The 24,464-nt window shown below is 63.0% G+C and carries 23 protein-coding genes; 15 read left to right on the top strand and 8 right to left on the bottom strand.

The window, feature by feature from the left end; genetic code table 11:
- Positions 1–186 precede the first annotated feature (186 nt).
- Positions 187–1,671, bottom strand: coding sequence for an aldehyde dehydrogenase family protein (locus JQ574_RS02875; protein ID WP_212209901.1), 1,485 nt, complete (start codon positions 1,669–1,671; stop codon positions 187–189).
- Positions 1,672–1,785: 114 nt separating this feature from the next.
- Here JQ574_RS02875 and JQ574_RS02870 point away from each other — a divergent pair, with 114 nt between their 5' ends.
- The 7 genes from JQ574_RS02870 (at position 1,786) to minE (ending at position 7,184) form a co-directional block, all read left to right on the top strand.
- The gene (locus JQ574_RS02870; RefSeq protein WP_212209841.1) at positions 1,786–2,874 is read left to right on the top strand and encodes a substrate-binding domain-containing protein; all 1,089 of its coding nucleotides are present in this window, start codon (positions 1,786–1,788) and stop codon (positions 2,872–2,874) included.
- 156 nt (positions 2,875–3,030) lie between these two features.
- Positions 3,031–3,768 carry an SDR family NAD(P)-dependent oxidoreductase gene (locus JQ574_RS02865; protein ID WP_212209840.1) on the top strand — a complete coding sequence of 246 codons (738 nt, stop codon included), beginning with the start codon at positions 3,031–3,033 and terminating at the stop codon, positions 3,766–3,768.
- 48 nt (positions 3,769–3,816) lie between these two features.
- On the top strand, positions 3,817–4,281 hold the full coding sequence (locus JQ574_RS02860; protein ID WP_212209900.1) for a peroxiredoxin: 465 nt from the start codon (positions 3,817–3,819) through the stop codon (positions 4,279–4,281).
- 70 nt (positions 4,282–4,351) lie between these two features.
- Positions 4,352–5,125 carry a thioesterase family protein gene (locus JQ574_RS02855; RefSeq protein WP_212209839.1) on the top strand — a complete coding sequence of 258 codons (774 nt, stop codon included), beginning with the start codon at positions 4,352–4,354 and terminating at the stop codon, positions 5,123–5,125.
- Positions 5,126–5,345: 220 nt separating this feature from the next.
- Entirely contained in the window at positions 5,346–6,053 is a 708-nt protein-coding gene (gene minC, locus JQ574_RS02850; protein ID WP_212209838.1) for a septum site-determining protein MinC, read from the top strand.
- 19 nt (positions 6,054–6,072) lie between these two features.
- Entirely contained in the window at positions 6,073–6,888 is an 816-nt protein-coding gene (gene minD / locus JQ574_RS02845) for a septum site-determining protein MinD (protein ID WP_212209837.1), read from the top strand.
- On the top strand, positions 6,885–7,184 hold the full coding sequence (gene minE / locus JQ574_RS02840; RefSeq protein WP_212209836.1) for a cell division topological specificity factor MinE: 300 nt from the start codon (positions 6,885–6,887) through the stop codon (positions 7,182–7,184). Before minD ends, minE begins: the two co-directional genes overlap by 4 nt.
- A 396-nt stretch (positions 7,185–7,580) precedes the next feature.
- Here minE and JQ574_RS02835 read toward each other — a convergent pair whose 3' ends face one another.
- Positions 7,581–7,916, bottom strand: coding sequence for a DUF1236 domain-containing protein (locus JQ574_RS02835; protein ID WP_212209835.1), 336 nt, complete (start codon positions 7,914–7,916; stop codon positions 7,581–7,583).
- Positions 7,917–9,399: 1,483 nt separating this feature from the next.
- Between JQ574_RS02835 and JQ574_RS02830 the strand changes: the two genes are divergently transcribed.
- Both JQ574_RS02830 and JQ574_RS02825 read left to right on the top strand, forming a co-directional pair.
- Positions 9,400–10,893, top strand: a complete 1,494-nt coding sequence (locus JQ574_RS02830) for an ATPase domain-containing protein (protein WP_212209834.1) — start codon at positions 9,400–9,402, stop codon at positions 10,891–10,893.
- A complete protein-coding gene (locus JQ574_RS02825; RefSeq protein ID WP_212209833.1) occupies positions 10,890–12,944 on the top strand; it encodes a hybrid sensor histidine kinase/response regulator in 2,055 nt (684 codons plus the stop codon). Before JQ574_RS02830 ends, JQ574_RS02825 begins: the two co-directional genes overlap by 4 nt.
- A 9-nt stretch (positions 12,945–12,953) precedes the next feature.
- Here the strand turns inward: JQ574_RS02825 and JQ574_RS02820 are convergent, their stop codons facing one another.
- Both JQ574_RS02820 and JQ574_RS02815 read right to left on the bottom strand, forming a co-directional pair.
- Entirely contained in the window at positions 12,954–14,516 is a 1,563-nt protein-coding gene (locus JQ574_RS02820; protein ID WP_212383263.1) for an AMP-binding protein, read from the bottom strand.
- An 89-nt stretch (positions 14,517–14,605) separates the two neighbouring features.
- Positions 14,606–15,250: a TetR/AcrR family transcriptional regulator gene (locus tag JQ574_RS02815; protein ID WP_212209831.1), complete on the bottom strand. Its 645-nt coding sequence runs from the start codon at positions 15,248–15,250 to the stop codon at positions 14,606–14,608.
- 126 nt (positions 15,251–15,376) lie between these two features.
- Here JQ574_RS02815 and JQ574_RS02810 point away from each other — a divergent pair, with 126 nt between their 5' ends.
- A complete protein-coding gene (locus JQ574_RS02810) occupies positions 15,377–16,369 on the top strand; it encodes a nitronate monooxygenase family protein (protein ID WP_212209830.1) in 993 nt (330 codons plus the stop codon).
- 139 nt (positions 16,370–16,508) lie between these two features.
- On the opposite strand, the gene JQ574_RS02805 is transcribed toward JQ574_RS02810, so the two are convergent.
- The gene (locus tag JQ574_RS02805; RefSeq protein ID WP_212209829.1) at positions 16,509–17,162 is read right to left on the bottom strand and encodes a hypothetical protein; all 654 of its coding nucleotides are present in this window, start codon (positions 17,160–17,162) and stop codon (positions 16,509–16,511) included.
- Positions 17,163–17,282: 120 nt separating this feature from the next.
- Here JQ574_RS02805 and JQ574_RS02800 point away from each other — a divergent pair, with 120 nt between their 5' ends.
- The 3 genes from JQ574_RS02800 to JQ574_RS02790 all read left to right on the top strand — a co-directional run bounded on the left by JQ574_RS02800 (position 17,283) and on the right by JQ574_RS02790 (position 19,188).
- Positions 17,283–17,528: a hypothetical protein gene (locus tag JQ574_RS02800; protein ID WP_192735271.1), complete on the top strand. Its 246-nt coding sequence runs from the start codon at positions 17,283–17,285 to the stop codon at positions 17,526–17,528.
- Positions 17,529–17,737: 209 nt separating this feature from the next.
- Positions 17,738–18,409 (top strand): hypothetical protein, encoded by a 672-nt coding sequence (locus tag JQ574_RS02795; RefSeq protein WP_212209899.1) that lies wholly within the window; start codon positions 17,738–17,740, stop codon positions 18,407–18,409.
- 113 nt (positions 18,410–18,522) lie between these two features.
- On the top strand, positions 18,523–19,188 hold the full coding sequence (locus tag JQ574_RS02790) for a hypothetical protein (RefSeq protein ID WP_212209828.1): 666 nt from the start codon (positions 18,523–18,525) through the stop codon (positions 19,186–19,188).
- A 34-nt stretch (positions 19,189–19,222) separates the two neighbouring features.
- On the opposite strand, the gene JQ574_RS02785 is transcribed toward JQ574_RS02790, so the two are convergent.
- Positions 19,223–19,477 carry a cysteine rich repeat-containing protein gene (locus JQ574_RS02785; RefSeq protein ID WP_212209827.1) on the bottom strand — a complete coding sequence of 85 codons (255 nt, stop codon included), beginning with the start codon at positions 19,475–19,477 and terminating at the stop codon, positions 19,223–19,225.
- Between the two features lie 244 nt (positions 19,478–19,721).
- Here JQ574_RS02785 and JQ574_RS02780 point away from each other — a divergent pair, with 244 nt between their 5' ends.
- Positions 19,722–20,003 carry a hypothetical protein gene (locus JQ574_RS02780; protein WP_212209826.1) on the top strand — a complete coding sequence of 94 codons (282 nt, stop codon included), beginning with the start codon at positions 19,722–19,724 and terminating at the stop codon, positions 20,001–20,003.
- 185 nt (positions 20,004–20,188) lie between these two features.
- Here the strand turns inward: JQ574_RS02780 and JQ574_RS02775 are convergent, their stop codons facing one another.
- Both JQ574_RS02775 and JQ574_RS02770 read right to left on the bottom strand, forming a co-directional pair.
- Positions 20,189–22,120, bottom strand: a complete 1,932-nt coding sequence (locus tag JQ574_RS02775) for a sensor histidine kinase (RefSeq protein ID WP_212209825.1) — start codon at positions 22,118–22,120, stop codon at positions 20,189–20,191.
- Positions 22,117–22,794, bottom strand: coding sequence for a response regulator transcription factor (locus tag JQ574_RS02770; protein WP_212209824.1), 678 nt, complete (start codon positions 22,792–22,794; stop codon positions 22,117–22,119). Before JQ574_RS02770 ends, JQ574_RS02775 begins: the two co-directional genes overlap by 4 nt.
- A gap of 235 nt (positions 22,795–23,029) precedes the next feature.
- Between JQ574_RS02770 and JQ574_RS02765 the strand changes: the two genes are divergently transcribed.
- Positions 23,030–24,181 (top strand): hypothetical protein, encoded by a 1,152-nt coding sequence (locus JQ574_RS02765; RefSeq protein WP_212209823.1) that lies wholly within the window; start codon positions 23,030–23,032, stop codon positions 24,179–24,181.
- Positions 24,182–24,464: the final 283 nt, after the last annotated feature.

Here is a 24,464-nt window from a genome sequence, read left to right as displayed (position 1 = left end):
GTGGGAGAAGGTGGCATAGGCGGCCTTCGGCCGCCGTTCTTAGAACGCCGATGCCCTGCATCGGCTATGGCGCCGGATGAGGGGTCTCTATCCTCATCTCAAAATGTTACCGTGAGGATAGAACCCCTCACCCGTCTTCGCTGCGCGAAGCCACCCTCTCCCACAAGGGGAGAGGGGAAGTGAGCATCACACGCTCAAGTTCATCCACACCGCCTTCGGCTCGGTGAAATTCTCGATCGCGGCCGAGCCGTGTTCGCGGCCGAAGCCGGAATCGCGCACGCCGCCCCATGGCAAGCGCACGTCGGTATAGCCATAGGTGTTGATCCAGACCGTGCCGGCCTTTGCATGCTTTGCGAAACGTTGCACCCGCCCGATGTCGCGGCTCCACACCCCGGCCGCGAGACTGTAGGCGGTGCCGTTGGCGATCCGCAGCGCATCGGCTTCATCTCTAAACTTGATGACGCTCACTACCGGGCCGAAAATCTCCTCCTGCGAAATCCGCATCTCGTGTTCGACATTGGCGAACACCGCGGGGCTGATGAAATAGCCGCGGGTGCCGATGCGTGTCCCGCCGGTGGTCAGCAGTGCGCCTTCCCTTTGGCCGACATCGACATAATCGAGGATGCTCTTCATCTGTTTTTCGGAGATCACGGGCCCGAGCGCCGTGGCGCGATCACCGGGATCGCCGATGCGGATCGACTGGGCGCGTTGCGTCAGCCGTTCGACCACTTCGTCGTAGACCTTCTCATGGACCAGTACGCGCGAGCCGGCCGAGCACACCTGTCCTGCGTTGAAGAAGATTCCCGAAGCCGCGGCCTTGCTGGCGGCCTCGATATCGGCGTCGTCGAAGATCACGTTGGCGGACTTGCCGCCGAGTTCGAGCGAGACCCGTTTGAAGTTGCCGGCGGCGCCGCGCAGGATGCCGCGGCCGACGCCGGGCGAGCCCGTGAACGTGACCTTGTCGACATCAGGATGATTGACCAGCGCGTCGCCGACGACCCGGCCGGGGCCGGTCACGATGTTGAGCACGCCGGGCGGCAGGCCGGCTTCCAGCGCCAACTCGCCGATCCGCAGTGCCGACAGCGAGGTCAGTTCGGCAGGCTTCATCACGATGGTGCAGCCGCAGGCGAGCGCGGGCGCCAGTTTCCACATCCCGATCATCAGCGGAAAATTCCAGGGCACGATCGCCGCGACCACCCCGACCGGCTCGCGCACGGTGTAGGTCAGCGCGTCGTCCCGCGTCGAGACCACCTCGCCGTGGATCTTGTCGGCCCAGCCCGCGTAGTAGGTCAGCGTGTCGATCGCGGCTGGCAAATCCTGCCGCAGCACGCCTGAGATCGGCTTGCCGGCATCGAGGCTTTCGAGCGCTGCGATTTCGTCCGCGTGCTTCTTCATCAGCTCCGCAAGCCGGAGCAGGATCTGCCCGCGCTCGGAGGCGCGCATGCTGCGCCAGGGACCCTCGAAGGCGCGGCGGGCCGCGGCTACGGCGCGATCGACGTCGGCCTCGTTGCCTTCGGCCACGGTGGCGATGAGCTGTTCGGTGGCTGGATTGAGCGTCTTGAAGGTGCGCCCGGAGATCGAAGGCACGTGCTGGCCGTCGATCAGCAGCAACCGGGGCCTGGCGGCCGCGATCGCGGGCGCCGTCGCGGCGTAATCATATGCAATAGACATCATATTTCCTCCGTTTCTGTATCTCAAACTAGGAGGGTTATCGCAGCAGCAAATATGATATGATCTGCCTATGGATCGCGAATATATGCAATCGACTTCATAGGCTGAGAGCCAATGCACCACATCGAAATCGAAACCGTCTGGCGATTTCACAAGGAGGGCAGCCCGCAGACCGCCGTGGTGATGCTCGGAATTCTCAACGAGATTCGCAAAACCGGAAAGCTCACCAGCGCGGCGACGCACGCCCAACTGTCCTATCGCCACGTCTGGAATCTGGTCGAGCAATGGTCGGATTTCTTCGGCGTGCCGCTGGTCGAGACCCATCGCGGCAAGGGCACGACGCTGACGGCGTTCGGCGAAAAACTGGTCTGGGCCGGTGAGCGGATGCAGGCCCGTCTCGGCCCGCAGCTTGAAAATCTGGCGCAGGAGCTCGCGACCGAGATCAAGCCCTTCCTGCACCAGCGTCCGTCCGTGATCCGCGTCCACGCCAGCCATGGTTTTGCGGTCTCGAAGCTGCGCGAACTGCTCGACCGCGAACCCGGGATCGGCGTCGATTTGCGCTATGTCAGCAATCAGAATTCGCTGCTGTCGCTGGCGCAGGGCGCCTGCGATCTCTCCGGCGTGCATCTGCCGCGCGGCGAATTGCGCATCCAGGGCATCCGCGCATGCAAGGAATGGCTCGATCCGCGCGAGGACCGCGTCATCAGTTTCGTGACGCGCGAAATGGGATTGATGGTCAAGCCGGGCAACCCGCTCGAAATTGCATCGATCAAGGATATCGTCGATCGCAAGGCGCGCTTTGTGAACCGCGATCATGATTCCGGAACGCGGCTGCTGTTCGATCAGTTGCTGGCGTTGCACAGGATCGACGAAGCGAAAATCAACGGCGCCCAGCAGATGGAATTCACCCATGCGGCGGTCGCCGCCTACGTCGCCAGCGGCATGGCCGATGTCAGTTTTGGCGTCGAGGCGGCCGCACGGCAATTCGGGCTCGATTTCATCCGCTTGCTGACCGAGGATTATTTCTTTGTCTGCAAGCGCGCGTTTCTGGAGACCGAACCGATGCGCCGCGTCATCGACATCATGAAGGGTCGCGAGTTCCAGCGCGAAGTGGCGAGCCTGCCCGGCTATGTCGCGACTGACACGGGGGTGGTCTCAACGGTGAAGGCGTTCCTGGAGAGCGTGGGTGGCGGCGTGGCGTGACTCACTTTCCGTCATGGCCGGGCTTGTCCTGGCCATCCACGTCTTACTTGGCTCAAGTGAAGCAAGACGTGGATGCCCGGGACAAGCCCGGGCATGACGAGCAACAAAATGATATCGTCACACGTGTCCACGCTTGCGTTGATGGGATCATGACCGATGACAACGAAACAGGATCTAAGCGCGCGTGTCGCGTTGGTGACGGGTGGCTCGCGCGGCATCGGCGCTGCGATTGCTTTGATGCTCGCCGAGCAAGGTGCCGCGGTCGCGGTCAATTACCGTGAGCGCGCGGATGACGCGGAAGCGGTCGTCGCCAAAATCAAGGCCGGTGGTGGCCGTGCCATCGCCGTTGCCGCCGACGTGTCGCAGGCTGCTGCCGTCACAAAGATGGTCGAACAGGTCGCGCGCGACCTCGGTCCGATCGACATTCTCGTCAACAACGCCGGCATCGCAATCGTGCGCAGCGTCGACGAACTTTCCGAAGCCGATTTCGACCGCACCATCACAGTCAATCTGAAGTCGGTCTTCCTGTGCACGCAGGCCGTGCTGCCGGCAATGCGGGCGCGCCAATGGGGCCGCATCGTCAATATTTCGTCGGGTGCCGCACGCGGCGCCGGCGCCATCGGCCCGCATTACAACGCCTCCAAGGCCGGCATCGAGGGACTGACGCGAGGGTACGCGGCGCGGCTCGTGAAGGAGGGGATCACGGTCAACAATGTGGCGCCGTCGCTGATTGAAACCGACATGATGCGCGGGCGCACCGATCTTGCGCGCAATATTCCGCTCGGACGAATGGGACAGCCTGAGGAAGTCGCGCAGGCCGTCGCGATGGTGCTCGGCAACGATTACATGACCGGGCAAACCATCATTCTCAATGGCGGCATGGCGTTCATTTGACGGATCAGTTCAACCGCGGTCTTGATGGGCCGGATGCAAACAGGAGAGATGTTGGTGTCGCTCGCCCCCGAAATCGCTGTGTCGCGATGGTTCAATACCAATGAAGCGCTGACGCTCTCCGCGTTGCGCGGCCGGCCGGTCCTGCTCCATGCATTTCAGATGCTTTGTCCCGGATGCGTCGCCCATGGCACGCCGCAAACCCAGCGCGCCCATGAGCTCTTCAAGAACTCGGATCTTCAGGTCATCGGCTTGCATACCGTGTTCGAACATCACGCAGCCATGACGCCGGTGTCGCTGCAGGCCTTCATCCACGAATATCGCCTGACATTTCCGATCGGGGTCGATGAGGCCGGTGAGGAGACGCCGATACCGCTCACCATGGGGAGATATAGAATGCAGGGTACGCCAACCAGCATTCTGATCGGTCGAAACGGCAGCATCGTGCACCACGGGTTCGGGCAGCAAAGCGACATGGCACTCGGCGCGATCATCGCGGCGGAGCTTGCTGCCTGACAGGGCACTCGACTCCGCGAGGCAGAGCAGGCAGAAAGCTGTCTTCTCTCACGAGCGAGATCATGGATTGATGGACGCTATTTTTCGCGTGGACGGCAATAGCGTCCTCACCAGCCCTCACGCGGCGGGGCCGTGGGATCCGAGCATGCAGCACGGCTCGCCGCCGGCGGCATTGGTGGTCTGGGCGGCAGAAGCGTTGCCGACGCCGGTACCGATGCGGATCGCGCGGGTGACGGTCGATCTGATGCGCCCGGTGCCGGTCGCGCCGCTGACGATCGAGACCGAGATTCTGCGCGAAGGCCGCAAGATCCAGCTCTGCGCGGTAAAACTTCGCGCCAACGGCGTCGTGGTGGTCGCCGCCACTATTTTGAAAATCAAGGTGCAGGCCAACGAATTGCCGCCCGAGGCCGAGATCGAACAGGTCACGCTGCCCGGACCGGAACAGTCGCGGGTCGAGCCGGCGGATTTTTCTTCCAGCCCGTTCGTAACCGGCATGTCGCTGCGCGCCGCGCGCGGCCGATTCGGCGTCCCCGGTCCGGGCGCGATCTGGTATCGCGTCGATCGCCCGATCGTCGAGGGGGCGGCGGTCTCTCAGGCGATGCGCGCGATGGTGGCGGCGGATTTCTGCAACGGCACCTCGGCGGTGCTGGATTTCCGGCAATGGACGTTTCTCAACGCCGACCTCACGGTGAATTTCGCGCGCCAGCCGGTCGGCGACTGGATACTGCTCGACGCCGAATCCTGGATCGGCCCCGACGGAGCGGGCCTCGCGATGGCACGGCTGGCCGATGAACGCGGCTATTTCGGCCGCGCCGTCCAGAGCCTGGTGATCGAGCGGCGTTGACGCGAGGGCGATCGGCCGGTCAGCCGATCCGGCCCGGCACCAATCGATCACATTGCCACCACTTTTGCTGACCGCCGCCGCTCATTTGTAACTTCGGGTAGCTCTCGTGTCGTTCTCCTGGCGCCACGCGGTCGCTGAATGAGTTGTCACAATTAATCACTCATTAACCAAATCAGTCCCATCTTTAATTATTCAGTAACCGGGAATGGGTGGATCCACCATGCAGGCAACAGCGGGGGCAACGCGACAATTGGTTCGCATGCGGGGCCGCTCGTATGTCGCCTTCGTATTCACACCGGAGATTCCGATTCTCGGCTGGCTCGAGGAGATCGATGCGACACTGGCGCGTTCGCCGGGGTTCTTCGTCGGCAAGCCTGTCGTGCTCGACCTGGCGGCGCTGGACCTCAGCCGCGCGGCCATCACCCACCTCGTCAATAATCTGGAAGAACGCAACATCCGCGTGCTGGGGATCGAGGGCGTGGATGCCGAAAAACTTACCACCAGCATGCCGCCGCTTTTGACCGGCGGTCGTTCCTGCGTCATCACGCGAACCGAGCCTGCGGAAAAGCCCGAGGAAAAGGTCGAGGCCAAGCCGAAGCCGAACTCGCTGCTGCTCGACAGCCCGGTCCGCTCGGGCCAGTCGATCGTCTTCACCGATGGCGATGTCACCGTGCTGGGTTCGGTTGGCTCAGGGGCGGAAATCGTCGCCGGCGGATCGATCCATGTGTACGGCACGCTGCGCGGCCGGGCGATGGCCGGCGTCAACGGCAATTCGTCGGCCAGGATTTACTGCCAGAAGATCGAGGCGGAACTGCTCGCCATCGACGGTTACTACCAGACTGCTGAAGAAATCGACGCCTCGCTGCGCAACCGCCCGGCCCAGGCCTGGCTGCAAGGCGACACCATGAAAATTACACCGCTGAACTAATCGGCTACGGAGATCAATTATGGCAAATGTCCTGGTCGTTACATCAGGCAAGGGCGGCGTTGGAAAAACGACGTCCACGGCCGCGCTCGGTGCAGCACTTGCCCAGGCCGGCGAGAAGGTCGTCGTCATCGACTTCGACGTCGGCCTGCGCAACCTCGATCTGGTGATGGGCGCGGAACGGCGCGTGGTGTTCGACCTCATCAACGTGGTGCAGGGCGTCGCCAAGCTCCAGCAGGCGCTGATCCGCGACAAGCGCCTGGAGAATCTGTGGTTGCTGCCCGCCTCCCAGACCAGGGACAAGGACGCGCTGACCGACGAAGGCGTCGGCCGGGTCATTGAGGAGCTGCGGACCAAGTTCGACTGGATCCTGTGCGACAGTCCGGCAGGCATCGAACGCGGCGCGATGCTGGCGATGCGCTATGCGGACCAGGCCGTGATCGTCACCAACCCGGAAGTCTCCTCGGTGCGCGATTCCGACCGCATCATCGGGATGCTCGATTCGAAGACCGTCAAGGCGGAGCAGGGCGAGCGGGTGATCAAGCACATCCTGATCACAAGGTTCGATCCGGCGCGCGCGGCACGCGGCGAGATGCTGAGCATCGACGACATCCTCGAGATTCTTGCTACCCCGCTGCTCGGCATCATCCCCGAGAGCCAGGACGTGCTGCGCGCCTCGAATGTCGGCTCTCCCGTCACCCTGAACAATGTGGCCAGTGCGCCGGCCCGCGCCTATACCGACGCGGTCCGCCGCCTGATGGGCGAAACCGTCGACATGGTCGTACCGACCGAACGCAGGGGGCTGATGAACCGATTGCTCGGACGGAGGGCGGCATGAGCATGAATCTGCTTCGACTGTTCAGCGGCCGCAAGGCAACCGCCCCGGTGGCGCGGGAGCGGCTGCAGATCCTGCTGGCGCACGAGCGCGGCCTGCGCGGCCAACCTGACCTGCTGGCGACGCTGCGCGAAGAGATTCTCGCGGTGGTCTCAAAGCACATCCAGCTCGATCCCGACAAGGTCACGGTCAAGCTGGACCGGGGACCTGCGGTGTCGACGCTCGAGGTCGATATCGAAGTGCCGAATAATTTCGAGAAGACCAAGGCTCACGCCGAAAGGCGAGCAGGGGCGGCTTGATACCGCCCTGGCAGCCGCGCCGTGGCGCGGCGGCGGGGTCGTCTGGTCGCCGCTCCGTGGTACCGCCGCGTGGTTCGTCCGCCTACGCCTACCGCAGCGGGCCTCGGTACCATCGCTGGCATCGCGGCCACCGTCACCACTGGTGAGAGGAACCGGTGGGGACAAGTGGCAATCCCGGCCGTTAGTTCGCCGTGGAAAGTTGAGGAGGCAGTTATGCCAGTGCTTTTGTCATGGGCTGTTCCCGCTGTGATTGTCGTAGGTCGAGTTGGATATTATTTGGTTCGCGCAGTTCATTAGCGCTACCTGGATAAGAGAAAAGCCCGCGGCCGAACCGGCTGCGGGCTTTTTGCATGTAGTAATGATGCGGCTTGAATAGCCGCATCATTGAGCAAGTCGTCAATCGATCTCGTGGACGATCGTGCGGGTGCCCGGATCGACCAGCATCACGCGATCGTTAGAGTAAACGTACCGGTATTTGCTGACAGACGGTCCCCAATCCGCGGGCACGGCCTCCAGCTCCACGCTGGTCGGGATCTTGGCGCCGACGACGAGGCGTTCCTGCGTCGTGATGGGCCGAACCTTCTTCTCGGTTACGTAAGTCTTAATCTTGGTTCGATATTCCGGCTCGATCTGAACGGTAGCGTGGCCGGTGCCGGTTGTGACGGTCGTCTGAGCAATGGCAGCGGTGGCGAAAAGCGACGCGGCAGCGGCAATCGTCAAGAGCTTTTTCATCGGTGATCTCCAATCCGCTTGAGCGCGGACCTGCCTAACGTTGAGGCGAAAAGAACGTTCCACTTTTCCCGACCTCGGTCGGTCACCCGAGATTTGCAGTTGGGACAGACGGAACGTGGAATCCTGGCTCCGGGGACATCCTGCACCGCGCTGTGACCCTCTAAGTTTCGGCGGCCGCAGTTGAGGCCCCTATTTCTGCGCACGATTTGTCGGGAACAAGTGGCAATCGCTCCGAGTTGGAGTCCTGTCTAATGGGATTTAGACATCGTGCCTTCACGGCCTCAGCGCACGCTTCCCCCTTAGTCGCTGGGGCCGTTTTTCCCGCTGCAGGGAATTGGCATCATCTCGACAGCTAGCTATGACCCCTTTCAGATACAGAACTTGGACTATTGAAGATGGCGAGCGGTTGAAGTCGCTGGTTGCTGGTGATGTTTCCGCCGCGCGCGCGGCTTCAATCTTTCGTTGTTCGCTCGACTCCATTCGCACGCGAGCCCGAAAGCTGGGCGCGCCGTTCCCTTCTGTAAGGGACGCCCGTAAACGTAACGCGAGCAGATTCACCGAAGGGGAAGCGGCCTTGTCAGCTCACAAGGCACAAGAAACGATTTTATCCAAGACGCCCCGTGGAGGCGGCCAGTAGCTCCAAAAGCACCGGCCCCAGCGCCTTTCGTCTCGTCCACGGCTTTTCACGGGCTAGTGCCGATAATACCTATACGGCCGCTCCCATACGAATGTCGAGCCGAAGCGGTATGGCAGCGGATCATAACCGATCAAGTATGCAGTTCTGATGCGATAGTGCCGATAGCGAACGCCCCGGGTAGAGAGGCGCGAGGTGCTGCACACGCACCGCTGACGCGAGCTGAAGTCGGACGCCGCACTTTCGTGCGGCTTCAGCGCACCGGCGGATGCTTGATCCGAAAGGATGCAGAGCACACTCAAGACGACAATCGACAGCAGACGAATCATGGCAAAATACTTTCCAAAACACCGAGCCTAACGGCGCAAAGGAAAGCAAGTTCCCGGACCCGGTCAGGCTGTCACGTGAGGATGCCGCAGCCCGGCGGGCCGGCATTATTTGCCAGCCCTGCATTTGCCAGCCCTGCGGCACGTCCCACGGCGGGAACGAATCACCGCAGCCTCGCTTGAATCCCGGTTCTGTTGCGTGGAGTTGCTTTGATGCGGGCGTCCAATTGATGCGGCGGCCGCATTTCCGGGGACCGCGCCGGGCGCGAGCAAATCGTCAACATCCGGGCCGGAACGCTTGACGACACGACCTGGCTGACGCCGGTCGCGCAGATGTTCATGAAGAGCGCGCAGCGTGGATCGCCCCCGCAGCAAACGCCGAATGCCACGAGATCGGCCCGGGTGATTTCGCCCCGCTGGGCGAGAAATGGCGCGCGATTGGCCGGGGTTCTTCCCGCAATAGTTCCATTGCGAGGGAACCGCATGATGCCCGAACGGTTTACATCCGGTTAGGGGGTGTTTTATGAACTCGTTGGGTTTGGCTGCGAAAGCGAGAACCGGCATTTGGGGGCTGGACGATATTCTCGCCGGCGGGTTTTCCCGCGGTCACCTTTTTCTCGTTGAAGGAGCGCCGGGTACCGGCAAGACGACGATCGCACTTCAGTTCCTGCGGGAGGGTGCAAAAAGCGGCGAGAAGACACTTTACATCACACTGTCCGAAACCGAACGCGAACTGCGCGATGGCGCCGCGTCGCATGGCTGGACGCTCGATCAGGGGATCGCGATCTACGAATTGCTGCCCCCCGAGAGTCTGCTCGATTCGGAGCAGCAACAAAGCCTGCTCTATTCGTCTGATCTTGAACTCGGCGAGACCACCAAGCAGATTTTTGAGGCGGTCGAGCGTCATAAGCCGAGCCGGGTCGTGCTCGACAGTCTTTCGGAAATCAGGCTGCTCGCGCAGAACTCGTTGCGCTACCGGCGGCAGATTCTCGCGATGAAGCACTACTTCGCCAAGTTCGGTGCCACCGTGATCATGCTCGACGATCTCACGGCCGAAGTGATGGACAAGACGGTGCACAGCGTCGCGCATGGTGTGCTGCGTCTGGAGGAACTGGCTCCCGCCTACGGCGCCGAACGGCGGCGCACCCGCGTGGTGAAATATCGCGGCACAAAATTCCGCGGCGGCTACCACGACATGACGATCACCACCGGCGGCGTGAACGTATTTCCACGCCTGGTCGCGTCGGAACATCGCACCAGCTTCACGCGCGGCAGGCTCACGAGCGGCATCACCGAACTGGATCAACTACTCGGCGGCGGCGTCGACCGGGGTTCGAGCACGCTGGTGCTCGGTCCCGCGGGGACCGGAAAGTCCCTGATCTCGATCGTGTTTATCGTTGCTGCCGTCGCGCGCGGGGAAAAGGCAGCCCTATTCGTTTTCGACGAAGAGATGGGGTTGCTGTACGAGCGCATGAAGGGGCTCGGCATCGACCTCGATGCCATGCAGCGGTCCGGCGGCCTGTTCATCGAGCAAGTCGACGCGGCTGAACTCTCGCCCGGCGAATTTGCGCATCGCGTCCGCAAAAGGGTCGACGAGGACCGGATCAAAACGGTCGTGATCGACAGCCTCAATGGCTATCAGGCCGCGATGCCGGAGGAGAACTCGCTGATCCTGCACATGCACGAGCTCTTGCAGTACCTCAACCGGCAGGGCGCCTCGACGTTCATGACGGTGGCGCAGCATGGTCTGGTCGGCGACATGAAGGCGCCGATTGATGTCACCTATCTTGCCGACACCGTGATCCTGCTGCGTTACTTCGAGGCACTCGGGCACGTGCGACGGGCGATCTCGATCATCAAGAAACGCACTGGTTCGCACGAAACGACCATTCGCGAGTATCGAATCGACAATCGCGGCCTCTCTCTCGGAGAGCCCCTTATCGACTTCCACGGAGTGTTGCGCGGAGTTCCGATTAATACGAATGCGGATAAGCCGTTGCGGGAAGAAGAGCCGTGAAGCCCGGCGCGTCGTCCGAGCGGGCTGTGATCCTGGCGCCCAAGGGGCGTGATGCCGCCGTCGCCTCGGTGCTGATTCGCGAAGCGGGTTTCTACGCCAATATCTGCGGCGATCTTGCAGCCCTCGTGCAGGAGATCGAAGGTGGCGCGGGCCTTGCCGTGATTGCCGATGAGGCGATCAAGACCGCGGATCTGCGCGGACTCGTGAGCTGGCTCAACGGCCAGCCGTCATGGTCGGACTTTCCAATCGTGCTGTTGACCCATCAGGGCGGCGGTCCGGAGCGGAATCCCGACGCGGCGCGGTTGGGTCAGGCACTCGGCAACGTCACCTTCATTGAGCGTCCTTTCCATCCGACGACGTTGGTCAGTATCGTCGGCTCGGCGGTCCGCGCCCGGCGCCGTCAATACCAGACCCGTGCGATTCTGGCCGATCTTACCGAGAGCGAAAACCTGCTGCAGACGGCGCTGAATGCCGGGCATCTCGGGGCGCTCGAACTGCATTTGCCGGAATACAAACTCGAAGCCTCGGAAACCTGCGCGCGCTTTTTCGGCCGCAAGCCGGGCGAGTCTTTCACCTTTCAGGATTTGTCGGCTGCGGTTCATCCCGACGACCGGGAGCGCCGTCTTGAAGCCATCGATCACGCGATCAAAACCGGTGGGGACTACCGCATCGAATATCGGATTATCTGGCGCGATGGTTCGCTGCACTGGGTGGACACCCGCGCCCGCGCGGTCCGTCGGCCGGACGGCAGCATCAAGTCGCTAGTCGGCGTCTGCTCGGACATCACTGCTCGAAAGACCGCCGAGATCGAACGCGAGAAGCTGATGGAGCAACTGGCGACGGAACGCACGGCGTTGGCCGAATTGACCGCAAACCTCGAACAGCGCGTCGAACAGCGCACCGCCGATCTGATGAAGGAAGTCGCCGCGCGTGAAAGGGCGCAGGAACAATTGCGCCAAGCGCAGAAGATGGAGACGATCGGACAGCTTACCGGCGGCGTGGCGCATGATTTCAACAATCTGCTGATGGCCGTGATGGGCAACCTCGATCTGTTGCGCAAGCGCATGCCCGACGATCCCCGGCTTCGCCGCCTGGTTGACGGCGCCATGCAAGGCGCGGAGCGGGGTGCCTCGTTGACGCAGCGCCTGTTGGCCTTCGCGCGTCAGCAGGATTTGCGCGCAGTCTCGGTCGATCTCCGTTCGCTGATTCAGGATATGACCAACCTGCTGGAGCGGTCGCTTGGCCCGCGCGTCGCGGTGCGATTGGACATCGAGGACGGCCTGCCTCCGGCGCGTATTGATCCCAACCAGCTTGAGCTTGCGATCCTCAATCTGGCAATCAACGCGCGTGACGCTATGCCCGACGGCGGTCCGATCGACATCAAGGTGGACGAGCAGAGCATCACCAGGGATGCCGTGTTGGCGCCGGGCCATTACCTCAGGCTGTCCGTCATCGATACCGGTACCGGCATGACATCAGAGACATTGGAGCGGGCGATCGAGCCATTCTTCTCGTCCAAGCCGCTCGGCAAGGGCACCGGCCTTGGCCTGTCGATGGTCCACGGCCTGGCGGTGCAGCTCGGTGGCACCTTGCGGCTTGCGAGCGCGGTCGGAAAAGGCACCACAGCGACGCTGCTGCTGCCGGTGGCTACCGCCGCACCGGAGGTCGAGGCTCCGGCGCCGGCGGCGCAAGGCACAAGACGTTCGGCCGTCATTCTGTTCGTCGACGACGATCCGCTGATTGCGATGTCGACCATGGAGATGCTGGAAGACCTCGGTCACCACGTGATTGGCGCCAATTCAGGCCTCCATGCGCTCGACATTCTCAGGAGCGAGCAGCCGATCGACCTGATGATGACCGATCACGTGATGCCCGGGATGACTGGTGTTGAACTTGCGGCTGCGACGCGCCAGGTGCGGCCCTCGCTGCCGATCCTGCTGGCAACGGGTTATGCCGAATTGCCTGAGGGCGCGCAGCTTGATCTGCCGCGGCTTGCAAAACCTTATCACCAGGATCAGCTGCGCGAACGGCTCGACCAACTGCTGGCGTGAGCCGGAAATTTACCCCACCATCCGGTCACGGCCGGTCCAGAAGCCGGCCTTCAGCACCTTCTTGTCGACCTTGCCGACGCCGGTCATCGGTAGTTCCTTAACGAACTGGATGTGCTTTGGCGCATGCGCCGAGCCTTTTTTCGTTTTGACGAGGTTGATCAGCTCATCCGCGTTCGGCTTCGCACCTTCGCGCGCCACCACGACCGCGGTGACGGCTTCGCCCCATTTGTCGTCGGGAACGCCGACCACGGCGACCATCGCGACATCGGCATGCTGCGACAAGACATCCTCGACCTCGCGCGGAAAAATGTTGAAGCCGCCGGAGACGATCATGTCCTTCTTGCGGTCGAGGATGAACAGGTAGCCGCGCTCGTCCTTGCGCGCGATATCGCCGGTATGCAGCCAGCCGTTCTTCAGGGTTTCGGCGGTCTGTTCCGGCTGCTTCCAGTATTCGGTCATCGCATGCGGCCCTCGCACGCAGATCTCGCCCGCTTCGCCGGTCGCGACTTCCTGGTCGTTGTCGTCGAGCACCTTGACCTCGCAGGCCGAGACCGGAAAACCGCAGGACAGGAACATTTCCGGCGTCTTCGGATCATGATCGGCCTTGCGCAGCACCGAGACCGGGTAGCACTCGGTCTGGCCGTAGAGCTGCGAGAACACCGGCCCGATCCGCTCGAGGCCTTCGACGAGGCGGCTCGGCGACATCGCGGAGGCACCGTAGAGCAACAGCTCGAGCGAGGAGAGGTCGTGCTTGTCGAGCGCGGGGTGGTCCAGCAGCACGTAGATCATCGTCGGTACGAGCAGGGTAAAATTGATGCGCTCGCGCGCGATGGTCCTGAAGACAGCTTCGGGATCGAAACCCTTCAGCATATGCACGGTGCCGCCGCGCATCAGCGTCGGCAGCACTTTTGTCCCGGCGACGTGGCTGATCGGCGCCACCGCGAGATAGCTCGGGGTATCCGGGATTTCGAAATCGGCCAGCGTAGCGTTGGCCCAGCCGCCATACTCGCGATGGGTGCGCAGCACGCCCTTGGATTTTCCGGTGGTGCCGCCGGTGTAGTTCAGAATCGCGATATCGTCCGGCGCGGCAAAATTGCGCGGGCTCGCGGTGCCGGCGGCATCGACCGCGGCCAGCAGATCAACCCCGCAAGCCGCCGGACCGAGCGTGAATACGGTTTTCACGCCTGTGGCCTTGGCCGCCAGTTCGCCGCCGCGATCGCGAAACGTATCGGCGTCGATCACCAGCATCTCGGCTTCGCAATCCTCGATCTGAAACAATTGGTCGTCGAGCGAGCCCAGCGGATGCAGCCAGGTGATCGCGAGCTGCGACAATTGCGCCGCGACGCCGGCGCACCAGCTGTCTGCGCGATTGGCGGTGAGGAACGCGACGCGCGCGCCGGGCTGAAGCCCGGTCTGCATGAATACTTTCTGGATGCGGCCGATCAGGTCGGTGGCGCCCTGATAGGTGATCGATCCGCCCGGCCAGGAGAATGCGACCCGCGAGGGATAGCGCGCCAGCGCCCGCAGCGTCTGCGTGCATGCCGGTGGAAACGCATGAAGCGGATTGGCCATACTAGAATTCCTCCCTGTTGATGACATGTTGGTCACTCCGCCGTTGACCGGCTCTCGGACGTGAACGGATCCGCGCTACGGCAATGCCATCACGCTTTCTTCTTTCGGCTGGCACGCGGGGCGAGGCCGTTGACCAGGGTGGCGACGCAGGCATCGGCGACCTCTTCGGGCGTACCTGACCCATCGGGGTCGTACCAACGTGCAATCCAGTTCAGCGCGCCCGTGAGCGTGAAGGTCATCATCCTGGCGTTGCCGTGTCCGATCGAACCGTCGGCCATACCGACTTCGACCACGCGGCGCACGATCAGGTCGATCTCGCGCTTCAGCGCCCGGAATTTTGCGCGGCCCTCGATAGAAAGTTCGTGGTCGGCTGTGCGCGTCACGCACATCCCGAAGTCCTTCGTCATGATGACCGCATAGTCACGCATCAGCGCCGTGAGGCGTTCGAGACCGCTGCCGCCGCGGGACTCCACGGTCTCGGCGGCCTGACGGATGCTCTCGAGGCCGAGCCGCACGCACTCGAACAGGATTTCGTCCTTGTTGGCGAAGTAATGGTAGATGGTGGGCTTGGTGACGTTGAGCGAGGTGGCGACGTCATCCAGCGAGGTTGCGTGGAAGCCGCGCTCGTTGAAGAACTGCACGGCGGCGTGCAGCACCGCTTCCCGCTTCGCACCGCGCTCCCTTTCCCGTTCCTCCGCCTTTCGCCAAGGCGACTGCCGCGCCGTCGAACCCATGAATGATCCGTTTTTCGGAGGAAACGACCTTGAACTTTCCGATGAGTAAGTCCTATACTTGTCAGTATACAGATGTCAAACGCTACGGCGAATCCGCGGCGTGGACCCGCAAACCAGACCGCCGAGATGGAAACGCATTTGAATTCTCCCGATCTTCTCGCGCGCTTTCAGGATCGCCTCAGCCTGCCGCTGATCGCGGCGCCGATGTTTCTGGTCTCCGGCGTCGAGCTTGTGGTCGCCGCCTGTCGCAACGGCGTGATCGGCTCGTTCCCGACGGTGAATTGCCGCAGCCACGAACAACTCGAAGAATGGCTCAGCGAGATCGAAGGCCGCTTGCAGCGTCATTCGGACGAGAGCGGCAAGCCCGCCGCGCCGATCTGCGCGAACCTGATCGTGCATCGCTCCAATGCGCGGCTGGCGCAGGACCTCGCGGTGCTGCTGCGGCACAAGCCCGAGATCGTCATCACGTCGGTCGGATCGCCGGCACAGGTCGCGGCGCCGTTGCATGATGTCGGCGCGCTGGTGTTTGCCGACGTCGCCAGCATCCGCCACGCCGAACGCGCGGTAGAAGCCGGCGCCGACGGGCTGGTGCTGCTCACGGCGGGTGCAGGCGGTCAGACCGGCTGGCTCAATCCGTTCGTGTTCGTGCGCGCGGTGCGGACCTTCTTCGACGGGCCGCTGGTGCTCGCGGGCGGCATCAGCGACGGACATGCCTTGCGCGCGGCGCAGGCGCTTGGTTGCGATCTCGCCTACATGGGCACCAGATTCATCGCCACGCGCGAAAGCATGGCCGATATCAGGTACAAGGAGATGCTGGTCGCCAGCAGCGCCGATGACATTCTGCTGACCACGGCTTTCACGGGCTTGCAGACCAACATGCTGCGGCCGTCCATCGAAGCTGCCGGCCTTGACCCTAACGATCTGCCGGCGCGCGGCGCCATCGATATCGGCAAGGACATCGACATCGGCGCCCGTGAAAGTCGCCCCAAGCGCTGGAAAGACATCTGGAGCGCCGGCCATTCCACCTCGGGCGTGACGGAAGTGCTTGGCGTCGATGAGCTCGTTGCGCGGACGCTAGTCGAGTATCGCGCGGCGGCGGCGAAAATCCAGATCACCTAAGCCGTTCTAGTTCACGCTACCTCGTCATGGCCGGGCTTGTCCCGGCCATCCACGTCTTTGCTGCGAAAAGCAAGACGTGGATGCCCGGCACAAGGCCGGGCATGACGAGCAAGATGCCAAAGTCCGGATTGCTGCGCACCTAATTCGCTACAAAATACCAATTCTTGTCGTAGTGAACGAGCTGGCTCGGCGGCTTGTCGTCGAACTCGAAGAAATCCTTGGGATCGCTGCCCGGCGGCACGTGCAGGAAGCCGGTGAAATAGTGTTTGAGGCCCCGCGAGGTCAGGAACAGCACGTAGGTGCCGTCCTTGGCCGTGTCGACGACGATGTCGTTTCCGCCGGCGGAAACCTTGGGCTCGGTTGCGCCCAGCGCGATCATGGATTTGTTGAAGGGGACGTTCGGCTTGAGCTCGCCGGCCTCGACGCGGGCCACGATCCGTTCGCGATCGGCGCGGTGCCAGTGGAAATTCCGTTGCAGCGCGACTTTCTGTAACGGTGCGTAGACCAGCAGCGCCAGCGTCGCGGCGCAGATCAGGAACGGGATCGCGAATTTCGTCCCGCCCCGTGGGATGCGAAGCAGCAGCGTTGCCGTCCATAGGCAGCAGCCGAAGAACAGCAGCGCCATCAGCGGCAGAATGCCGAGCAGCACAAAACCGGACGGCCAATCGGCCATCGACAATTCGAAGGTCGCCAGCAGCAGCGTGCCGATCGAAATGCCCGCGGCCGCCAGCAGCGCTGATCGGACCGACGGCCCGTCCGGGGCGGTCGTCGCTTCCTGAGTTGTTTCCGCCATGCTGGGTAGTTTCTCGTGCCGTTTCCGGATTAACGGGCCATTAACCAAATCCGCCCCAACAATAGAACCACAGGATAGCCGGCCGCACCGCCGGGCGATCCGCAAATAAGGGGGCGCAAGATGGATTTCGATCAGTTTTATGCCAAAACCCCGGCCACCATCGACGAGATCAGGTGGCGGGTGACCCGCGCGCTGGACCGGCATCCGCTCTGCCGCAACGTCGAATTCGACATCGTCAGCATGCCCCGCACCGGCAAAAGCAACTGGACCATCAGCCTGCGCTCGGTCGCCCCCGATGCACTCTGGGAGGCCTCCGATATCGTGGCCGACATCCAGGAAGCCTACGATCTGGCCGCGGCGGCCTGATTTTTTGCCGATTTGACGCGATTCTCGCACGTTTCAGCGGGCACTAACTCCTTGAGCGGCATGGTAAAGCCTTAATTACCGTCCAGTTTTCAGCCACCCTCGGTAGCGTTTCCGAGCGAAGTGGATACCGGTTCGCGTCAAGAAAACGCGTTAAAAATTATAAAGACTAGAGCCGCGAGGGCTCCAGGATCGGCGGAATGGAGACGTTTTTGACCAAAGCCATTACGATCGTTGCGTTGACCTGTTTCCTCGTAGTGGCCGCCGCCGCCACCGCAATTCTCGGCCGCGACACCCTGTTCGCCGCGCATTACGAACTGGCCGCCGCACCTGCCGCATTCCAAAGCCCGGTCTCGAACAAGGAAAGCAAGAAGGACAAGCTCGCCATCGCGACGATGGCGCTGGCCGCCTATGAGCCGCCGCAGGCTGCTCCCGTGCTGAGCGAGCCGCTGCGCCAGGCTTATGCCTCGACCGCGCCGGCCGATCTCGGAATTCCCAAAGTCGCCGCGCCCGCGATGGCGCCTGCTGCCGCACCGCCCAAGCCCAAGGCCGCCGCCAAGCCCGCTCCGCAAAAGAATTACGCGCTGCTCAGCGACGTCCAGATCGCCGGGATCAAGGAGCGCCTCAAGCTTTCTGCCTCGCAGGAATCCTATTGGCCGCCAGTGGAGACCGCGTTGAAGGCTGTCGCCCGCAAGATTCACGCAAAGCGTCAGGCCGATCCCAATGCGGCGGGCGGCATTCCGATCGATCCCGACGCTGAAGAAGTCCAGCAGTTGAAATCGGCTGCGATGCCGTTGCTGTTCCAGTTGCGCGAAGACCAGAAGAGCGAAGTGCGCTCGCTCGCCCGCATCATCGGGCTCGAAAAAGTAGCCTCCATGATCTGAGCGATTGCGGCGGCCGCAGCGCACGCCGCCGGTTCCATCGTTTCCACATTTTCCCATATCGGAACATCGGCCCTGGCCGCGCGTTTTCCCGCGTGGATCAAGGAGCCGAGCCAATGCGCACTTCGACGGCATATTTTGCAGGCGTGGGAACCGTGGTCGCGGCCGTTGTCGTGGGCCTCGGCGGCGGCGTGTTGATCTCGAACATCGTCAGCCCGCATGCGCCCAAGATCGAAACGAGCAAGCTTGAGCTGCGGATGTCGGAGAAGCCGATCCCGGCGAAGGCTTCGTCGGAACCGGCACCGAACGTGGCGGCGGTCGCAGCGAATGTACCGCAGAACCAACCGCAGAACGAATCCGTTACGACGACCTCGACGCAGGCGCAGCCCGCTGGAGCCGCAGCGAGCACGCCACCCGCAGCGTCACCACAGCCGACGACCGCCGCACCCGTGACGCAGGCTGCTGCGCCCGAAAAGACAAATCCTGAACCGATAAAAAGTCCCGAAGCCGCTTTTGCCAAAACGCGCGACAGCGATATCAGGGCGCGCGATGCCGCCGACGTGAAGTCACGCGACGTCGATATCAGGCGAGAGGCGAGACGCGCCACTGAGGAGAAGCGCAAGGCCGAGCGTCGTCAGCACTGGGTTGAACGACGCCGGCCGAGGCAGGATCAGGAGCTTCGCGAGGTCGAGGAGAGGGTCCGCGAAGAGACCGAGCCGCGGCAGGTCTTTGCGGCCGAGCCGGTCGGAACGCCCCGGATCAGATTGTTCGATCTGGATTGATCTATCCTCAATCCGGATGATGCAATCGCATCAGCTATCCGCCGCGCGATTCCACCACCTTGCGGCAGGGGTCGGAGAGTTTCGTCTTGTGGTCGCGCAGGCAGGCGTTCATCTGCGGCGGCTTGCCGATATGCTCGGCGCAGAATTTCCCGGCATCGGAACGGCAAGCCATCTGCTCTTCGCGGGTCGGCCCGGATTGGGCTGAGGCCAGCGCACTGCCGGCGAGCAGGAAAATTAGCGAGGCTAGGGCGGTTGCGGCGGGCGTGGATTTTCGAACCGGCTTTTTCATGGATCACCTTGTCGGAGGGCGTTGGCGGGCTGAACGAGAGCCCGCGGAAACTCGTCGATGCCGGCCGCGCCGTCCATGCCATGTTCATGGCAGCGAAAACTCACCTGCAAACGCCCCGCGACATCGACACACCATCTTCATGGGATGTTGCCGCACGCCGGTCTGGCCCAAGTACCTCTCCACGTCGGCTGCGGTGACCGGTCGGTCCATCGCAAGGCTGCACGGCAAAATCAGGAGAGGATACATGCTGAGGAATTCTGGATGGCTGAGCGCCGGTCTGACGGTGGCAGCACTTGCGACCGTGGCCGCGCTTTCGCTTGGCGCCGGTCCGGCCCAGGCCGCGGTGGTCTATTGCAAGACGGTCGGCGTGCCGCAGGGCTGCGTGGTGCGGCCGACGCCGGTGGCCGCGGTAGCGGTTGCCACGCCCCGCGTCGGCGTCGTTGGCGTCGGCGCGCGCGGCGTCGGTGTCCGCCCCGGCACAGCGTGGAATCGCGGCGGCCCGGTCAACCGCGTCGGGCGAAGGTAAGCGATGACGACGATCTTGTCTTACCTCGCCCCGCTTGCGGGGAGAGGTCGGATTGCCTCGGCGATGCGAAGCATCGTCCGCAGCAATCCGGGTGAGGAGGTACAGGTCTATCGATAGATCGAAATGGAGGAGAGAGCCCCTCACCCCAACCCTCTCCCCGCAAGAGCGGGGCGAGGGAGAATACTTCAACCATTCGCGTCGCTATCCGGAAAGCGGTGCGGCAAGGTCAGCCGCACCCGCGTTCCGCCCGCGCCGGATATCAGATCCAGCCCGGCGCCGCAGCGGGCGGCGCGGCTTCGCATGTTGCGCAGGCCGCGTCCCGCTTTGGCGCCCTCGGCGGGCGCCGCACCATCAGCGGCTAGCGCAAAACCCTTGCCGTCGTCCGCAATCGTGATGCAGCCCTGATCGAGGTCCGGGGCGTCGCGCCGCGTCTCGATGCTGACCGTGATGCGGCGCGCGCGGGCGTGCTTGACCGCATTGGTCAGCGCTTCGTCCAGCAGCCGCATGATCTGGATCACGTGCCAGGGCCGCAATTCAGGATGCACCGGCAGGCCAGGCGGCGTGATCTGCCAATCGAGCTCGATGTCGTGCGGGCGCAGCTGCGCCATGGCGCGCTCGCGCCACGATCCCAGCGCCAGCATCAAATCGCCGCCGATGTCGTCCATGGAGTCAATGACAAGGCGCAGATCCTTCAGCGCCGCCCGGGCGGCGTCGCCAATACCAGCGCTCGCATCATTGCCGCGTTCGCTGAGGGCCACGATGCTGACGAGCTGGCCGCCGAGGCCGTCATGCAGGTCGCGCATCAGCCGGGTGCGCTCGCGGGCCAGCGCCGCGGCACGCGCGCGTTCTTCCTCGCGGGCGAAACTGGCCTTCAATTTGTCTTCGGCCTCGCGCACCTGGGTGACGAGGCGGCCGGCAAAACTGTCGACCTGGTTGAGCGCGCGCGCGAACCGCCAGGTCAGCGCCGCGCCGATCGCCACCAGCATCGCCGAATAGGACAATCGCGAGAAGAAGATGCGCCGATCGGGCACGATCTGCAGCACGGAGAGCATGTCGTGAATCCAGCTGGTCAGCACGATGGTGACCGCGCAGCCCAAGAGGATGCTGGCGGCGTCCTGCCGCCGCAGCACCGCATTCCCTGATATCAGCGCCATCATCACGAGACAAAGCCCGACCGTCGGCGTGCCGATGAACAGATACAGCGACCGGACCGAGGCCTGGCCGCCGACCAGGCCGGCAACGGCGAGGGTCACGCTGGGTGCGAAGATGATAAGGCCCCAGCGCGGCCATTTGCGGCCAAAGAAGAGAATGCCAAAGGCCAGAACAAGCCCGCTCTCGAGCGGCGCGGATGCGATCGCGATGGAATTGAGTGTGGCGTAGCGGGACTCGTCGAGCGGGGTCGACAGGAATGCCTGCAGGACGCCGACCGCCATCGCCGCCGCCAGCATGCCGTAAGCCGGTTCATGCCGTCGCATCACCCACATGATCGTCAGAATGACCGCGAGGATCGCCTGCCAGGCCGAAAACACGATCGGCAACGTGACGAACAGCAGCGCCCGCCGGTCGTAGTAGGGACGAACGACATTGTCAGGTCCAACGTAGGGCGTGTCGAGAAACGCCGAGATCGGGCCCCACACCAGCACGCGAATGGTGAGTTCGTTCGAACCGCCGTGCAGCAGCGCTGACGGAATCACGGCGATCTGAGGCGTGGAGCGGTCAGGCCGGTTGGCGACCGGATCGCGCCTGGTGTCCAGCACCACGACGCCGTTGACGGCGACTTCGGCGGCATTGGTGAAGCGCGGCAGATAGATCGACCAGGCGCGCGGCGGTTGCTCGGCCGGAAATGTGAACCGGCCCGTATAGGTTGGTTGATCGTCGGCAGGCGACCGCGCGCTGGCGAAATGCGGCAACGTCACGGACCGCTCGGTGTCACCTTGCCTCAGCCTGAACTCGGTCACGGCATAATTTTCAGGCGGCGCGGGCAACGGCTGTCGCAGGATGAAGCCGCAGGCGATGGCGATCAGCAGCTGCAGCAGCACATATTGCAGCAGGCGGGAGCCCTGCAGCCGCCGTCGCACCTCGCCGGGAGGAGCCTCGATTGCGGCGTCCTCGCTCACAGCCGGATCAGGCCTTGCTGTACCGCCTCGAACACCGCTTCGCCCCGGGTGTGCACTTCGAGCTTGCGATAGATGCTCTTGATGTGCCCGGGCACGGTCTGCCGCGACAGGCCGAGATGGCCTGCGATTTCCGCGTAGCTGAAACCCTTGGCGATGCCCCAGAGGATATCGATCTCGCGTGGGGTCAATTTGGCGGTGTTGAGCGGCGGGCCGGGCGGCGGCTCCGGATTGTTCTGGGTCCGGCGCACGATGAAACGCGCGATCGAGGCCGAGATCGGCGAATGCCCCGCCACGAGGTCGCGGACGGTGGCCGCGATGTCGGTCGGAAACGCGTCCTTGAGCAGGTAGCCGGTGGCGCCGACGGTGATCGCCGAGATCACGCTCTCCTCGTCGCCGAGGATCGAGATCACCATGATCTCGGTGTCGGGAAAGCGCTGGCGGGTCTCGCGGATCAGATCGATGCCGTGCCCGTCAGGCAATTGCAGGTCGGTCAGCAGCACCTTCGGCGCGGCCTGCGCCAGGCCGGCCTTGGCCTCGGCCAGCGTCGCGGCGGCACGAACCTGATAGCCGGCCTTGGTCAGCGCGTCCTGTAGCCGCCAGGAGGTCGGCGCGTCGTCTTCGACCAGCAAAACGGAAATGGCCTGCAAAAGCGGTTCATCGCTCAACGGCGTCATGGAATTGGCTCCGGCCGCCTGTCCCCCCGCGGCCCCGCGCGAGTTTAACCGTTCGACGGCGTTTTGGGACAGCCATATTCATGGGGGAGGGTCACATAGCGGGAGGAACCGTACCCTCACGGTGGACCTGCGGGCCAAACCTTTAAGTTGCGGGATAAAAAAGTAATCCGGTCGCAACGAACGCACCCCACACTTCGGGGCAGCTCATCAGGGCCGGATCAGGGATCCTTTCCAAGTGACGCCAAAAAACGAAATCCAGGCCGACCGGATCCGAAAATATCTCGGTCATTTGACGTCGCATGCGCGCAGCAGCCTGCTCGTCGAAATCGAGCGGATGCAGATGTATGACGAGGACATTTCGGGCTTCGAAATCATCCTCACCGAACTGCGCGCCGAGTTTCGCAAGAGCGGCGAGACCCACCATCGCATCGGCAATCCGTCGCGCTACTTCTTCAAGCCGATCGAAGCATTGTTCGTCGACCGCTCGCCCGAGCGCGCCAATTCCGGTCAGATATCGCGCGGGTCGCTGTCGGGGATCTGGGAATGGATCAACCAGGATCAGCTGCCATCGATGGCGCGCGATTATTGCGAGCAGATGAAGCAATTGATCGTGAAGGACATTCCGGACGAAGCCAGGCTGATCGTCGCCGGATTCCAGTCCAAGGTAGTCAAGACGATCGAGGGGCTTCTCGGCTCCGAACAGGGCGTTGCCGACGTACGAAGCGGCCTTGGCCAATATACCGGCTCCCGCGCCAGCTTTGACGATCTCAAGAAGATCCTGCTGGCCTTGCGGCTCCGCGACGCCATCGTCGCCTTCGATGAAGCGCTGCCATCCAAGGTGGATGATTTCGACGGCGAGGCGCTTTCCAGGATACGCGGTCATCTCGACACGTTCGCGGCCAAGTATCCCGACGCGATGCCGTTTGCCCTGACCATGGTGACGAAGCACCTCAAGGTGCCATGGCAACTGGCTCGTCTCGCGACCAGGTCGGCGCGCAGCAAGAATGCCGCGGAGATCGCGGCGACCCGCTATGCGTTCAGCATCGCCATGGTGCTCGACCACCTCGACGACCAACGAATAGAGCTGAGCCACGCCTTGAAGCGCAACCGCATTTCGATCGCCAGGGATATTCTCACCGACATCTACGATATCGAACACGCGCTGCGGAGCTCGATCGATCGCATCGACCAGACCGATTGGGGACGAAAGCTCGACGCCGTGATGGCTGCGGTTGCGTCCGATCTGAAGGCTGAGCTGCAAACTCTGCCGGGAAATCTCCACCACGTCCTTGCATCGCATACGCTGCACCGTCATCACGCCGAACCAGTCGGACTGGCGTTCCTGGTACAGAAGGGCCGCAATTTGATCGGGCTTGGGCAGAGCTAGGATGGGCTGAGCCCCGCCCGCGGACCCATCAGCATCGATGCACCCGCGGCATTCTGACCCGACGGGCAAATAACTTCTGGTTTCCGGAATTCGTGTCAAGCCCCGAAATAAAAAATATTTCTGTTTACCAGAACATAAATCAGGGGCATATAATTGCCCATCCCGTCCTACTCAGAAGGGCGTCGGCCGTCGTCACGGACGTTGGACGGGTTGCGGTGGACGCTGGTTTACGCCTCGACGACGGCGTGGATAAGCGTACGGCAAAACCGTGTGGTCCTGGCGC

The organism is Bradyrhizobium sp. AUGA SZCCT0158, from assembly GCF_018130065.1.
Taxonomy (GTDB): domain Bacteria; phylum Pseudomonadota; class Alphaproteobacteria; order Rhizobiales; family Xanthobacteraceae; genus Bradyrhizobium.
The sequence above is the reverse complement of the archived record's forward strand: the minus strand, read 5'-3'. Positions and strand labels throughout refer to the sequence as shown.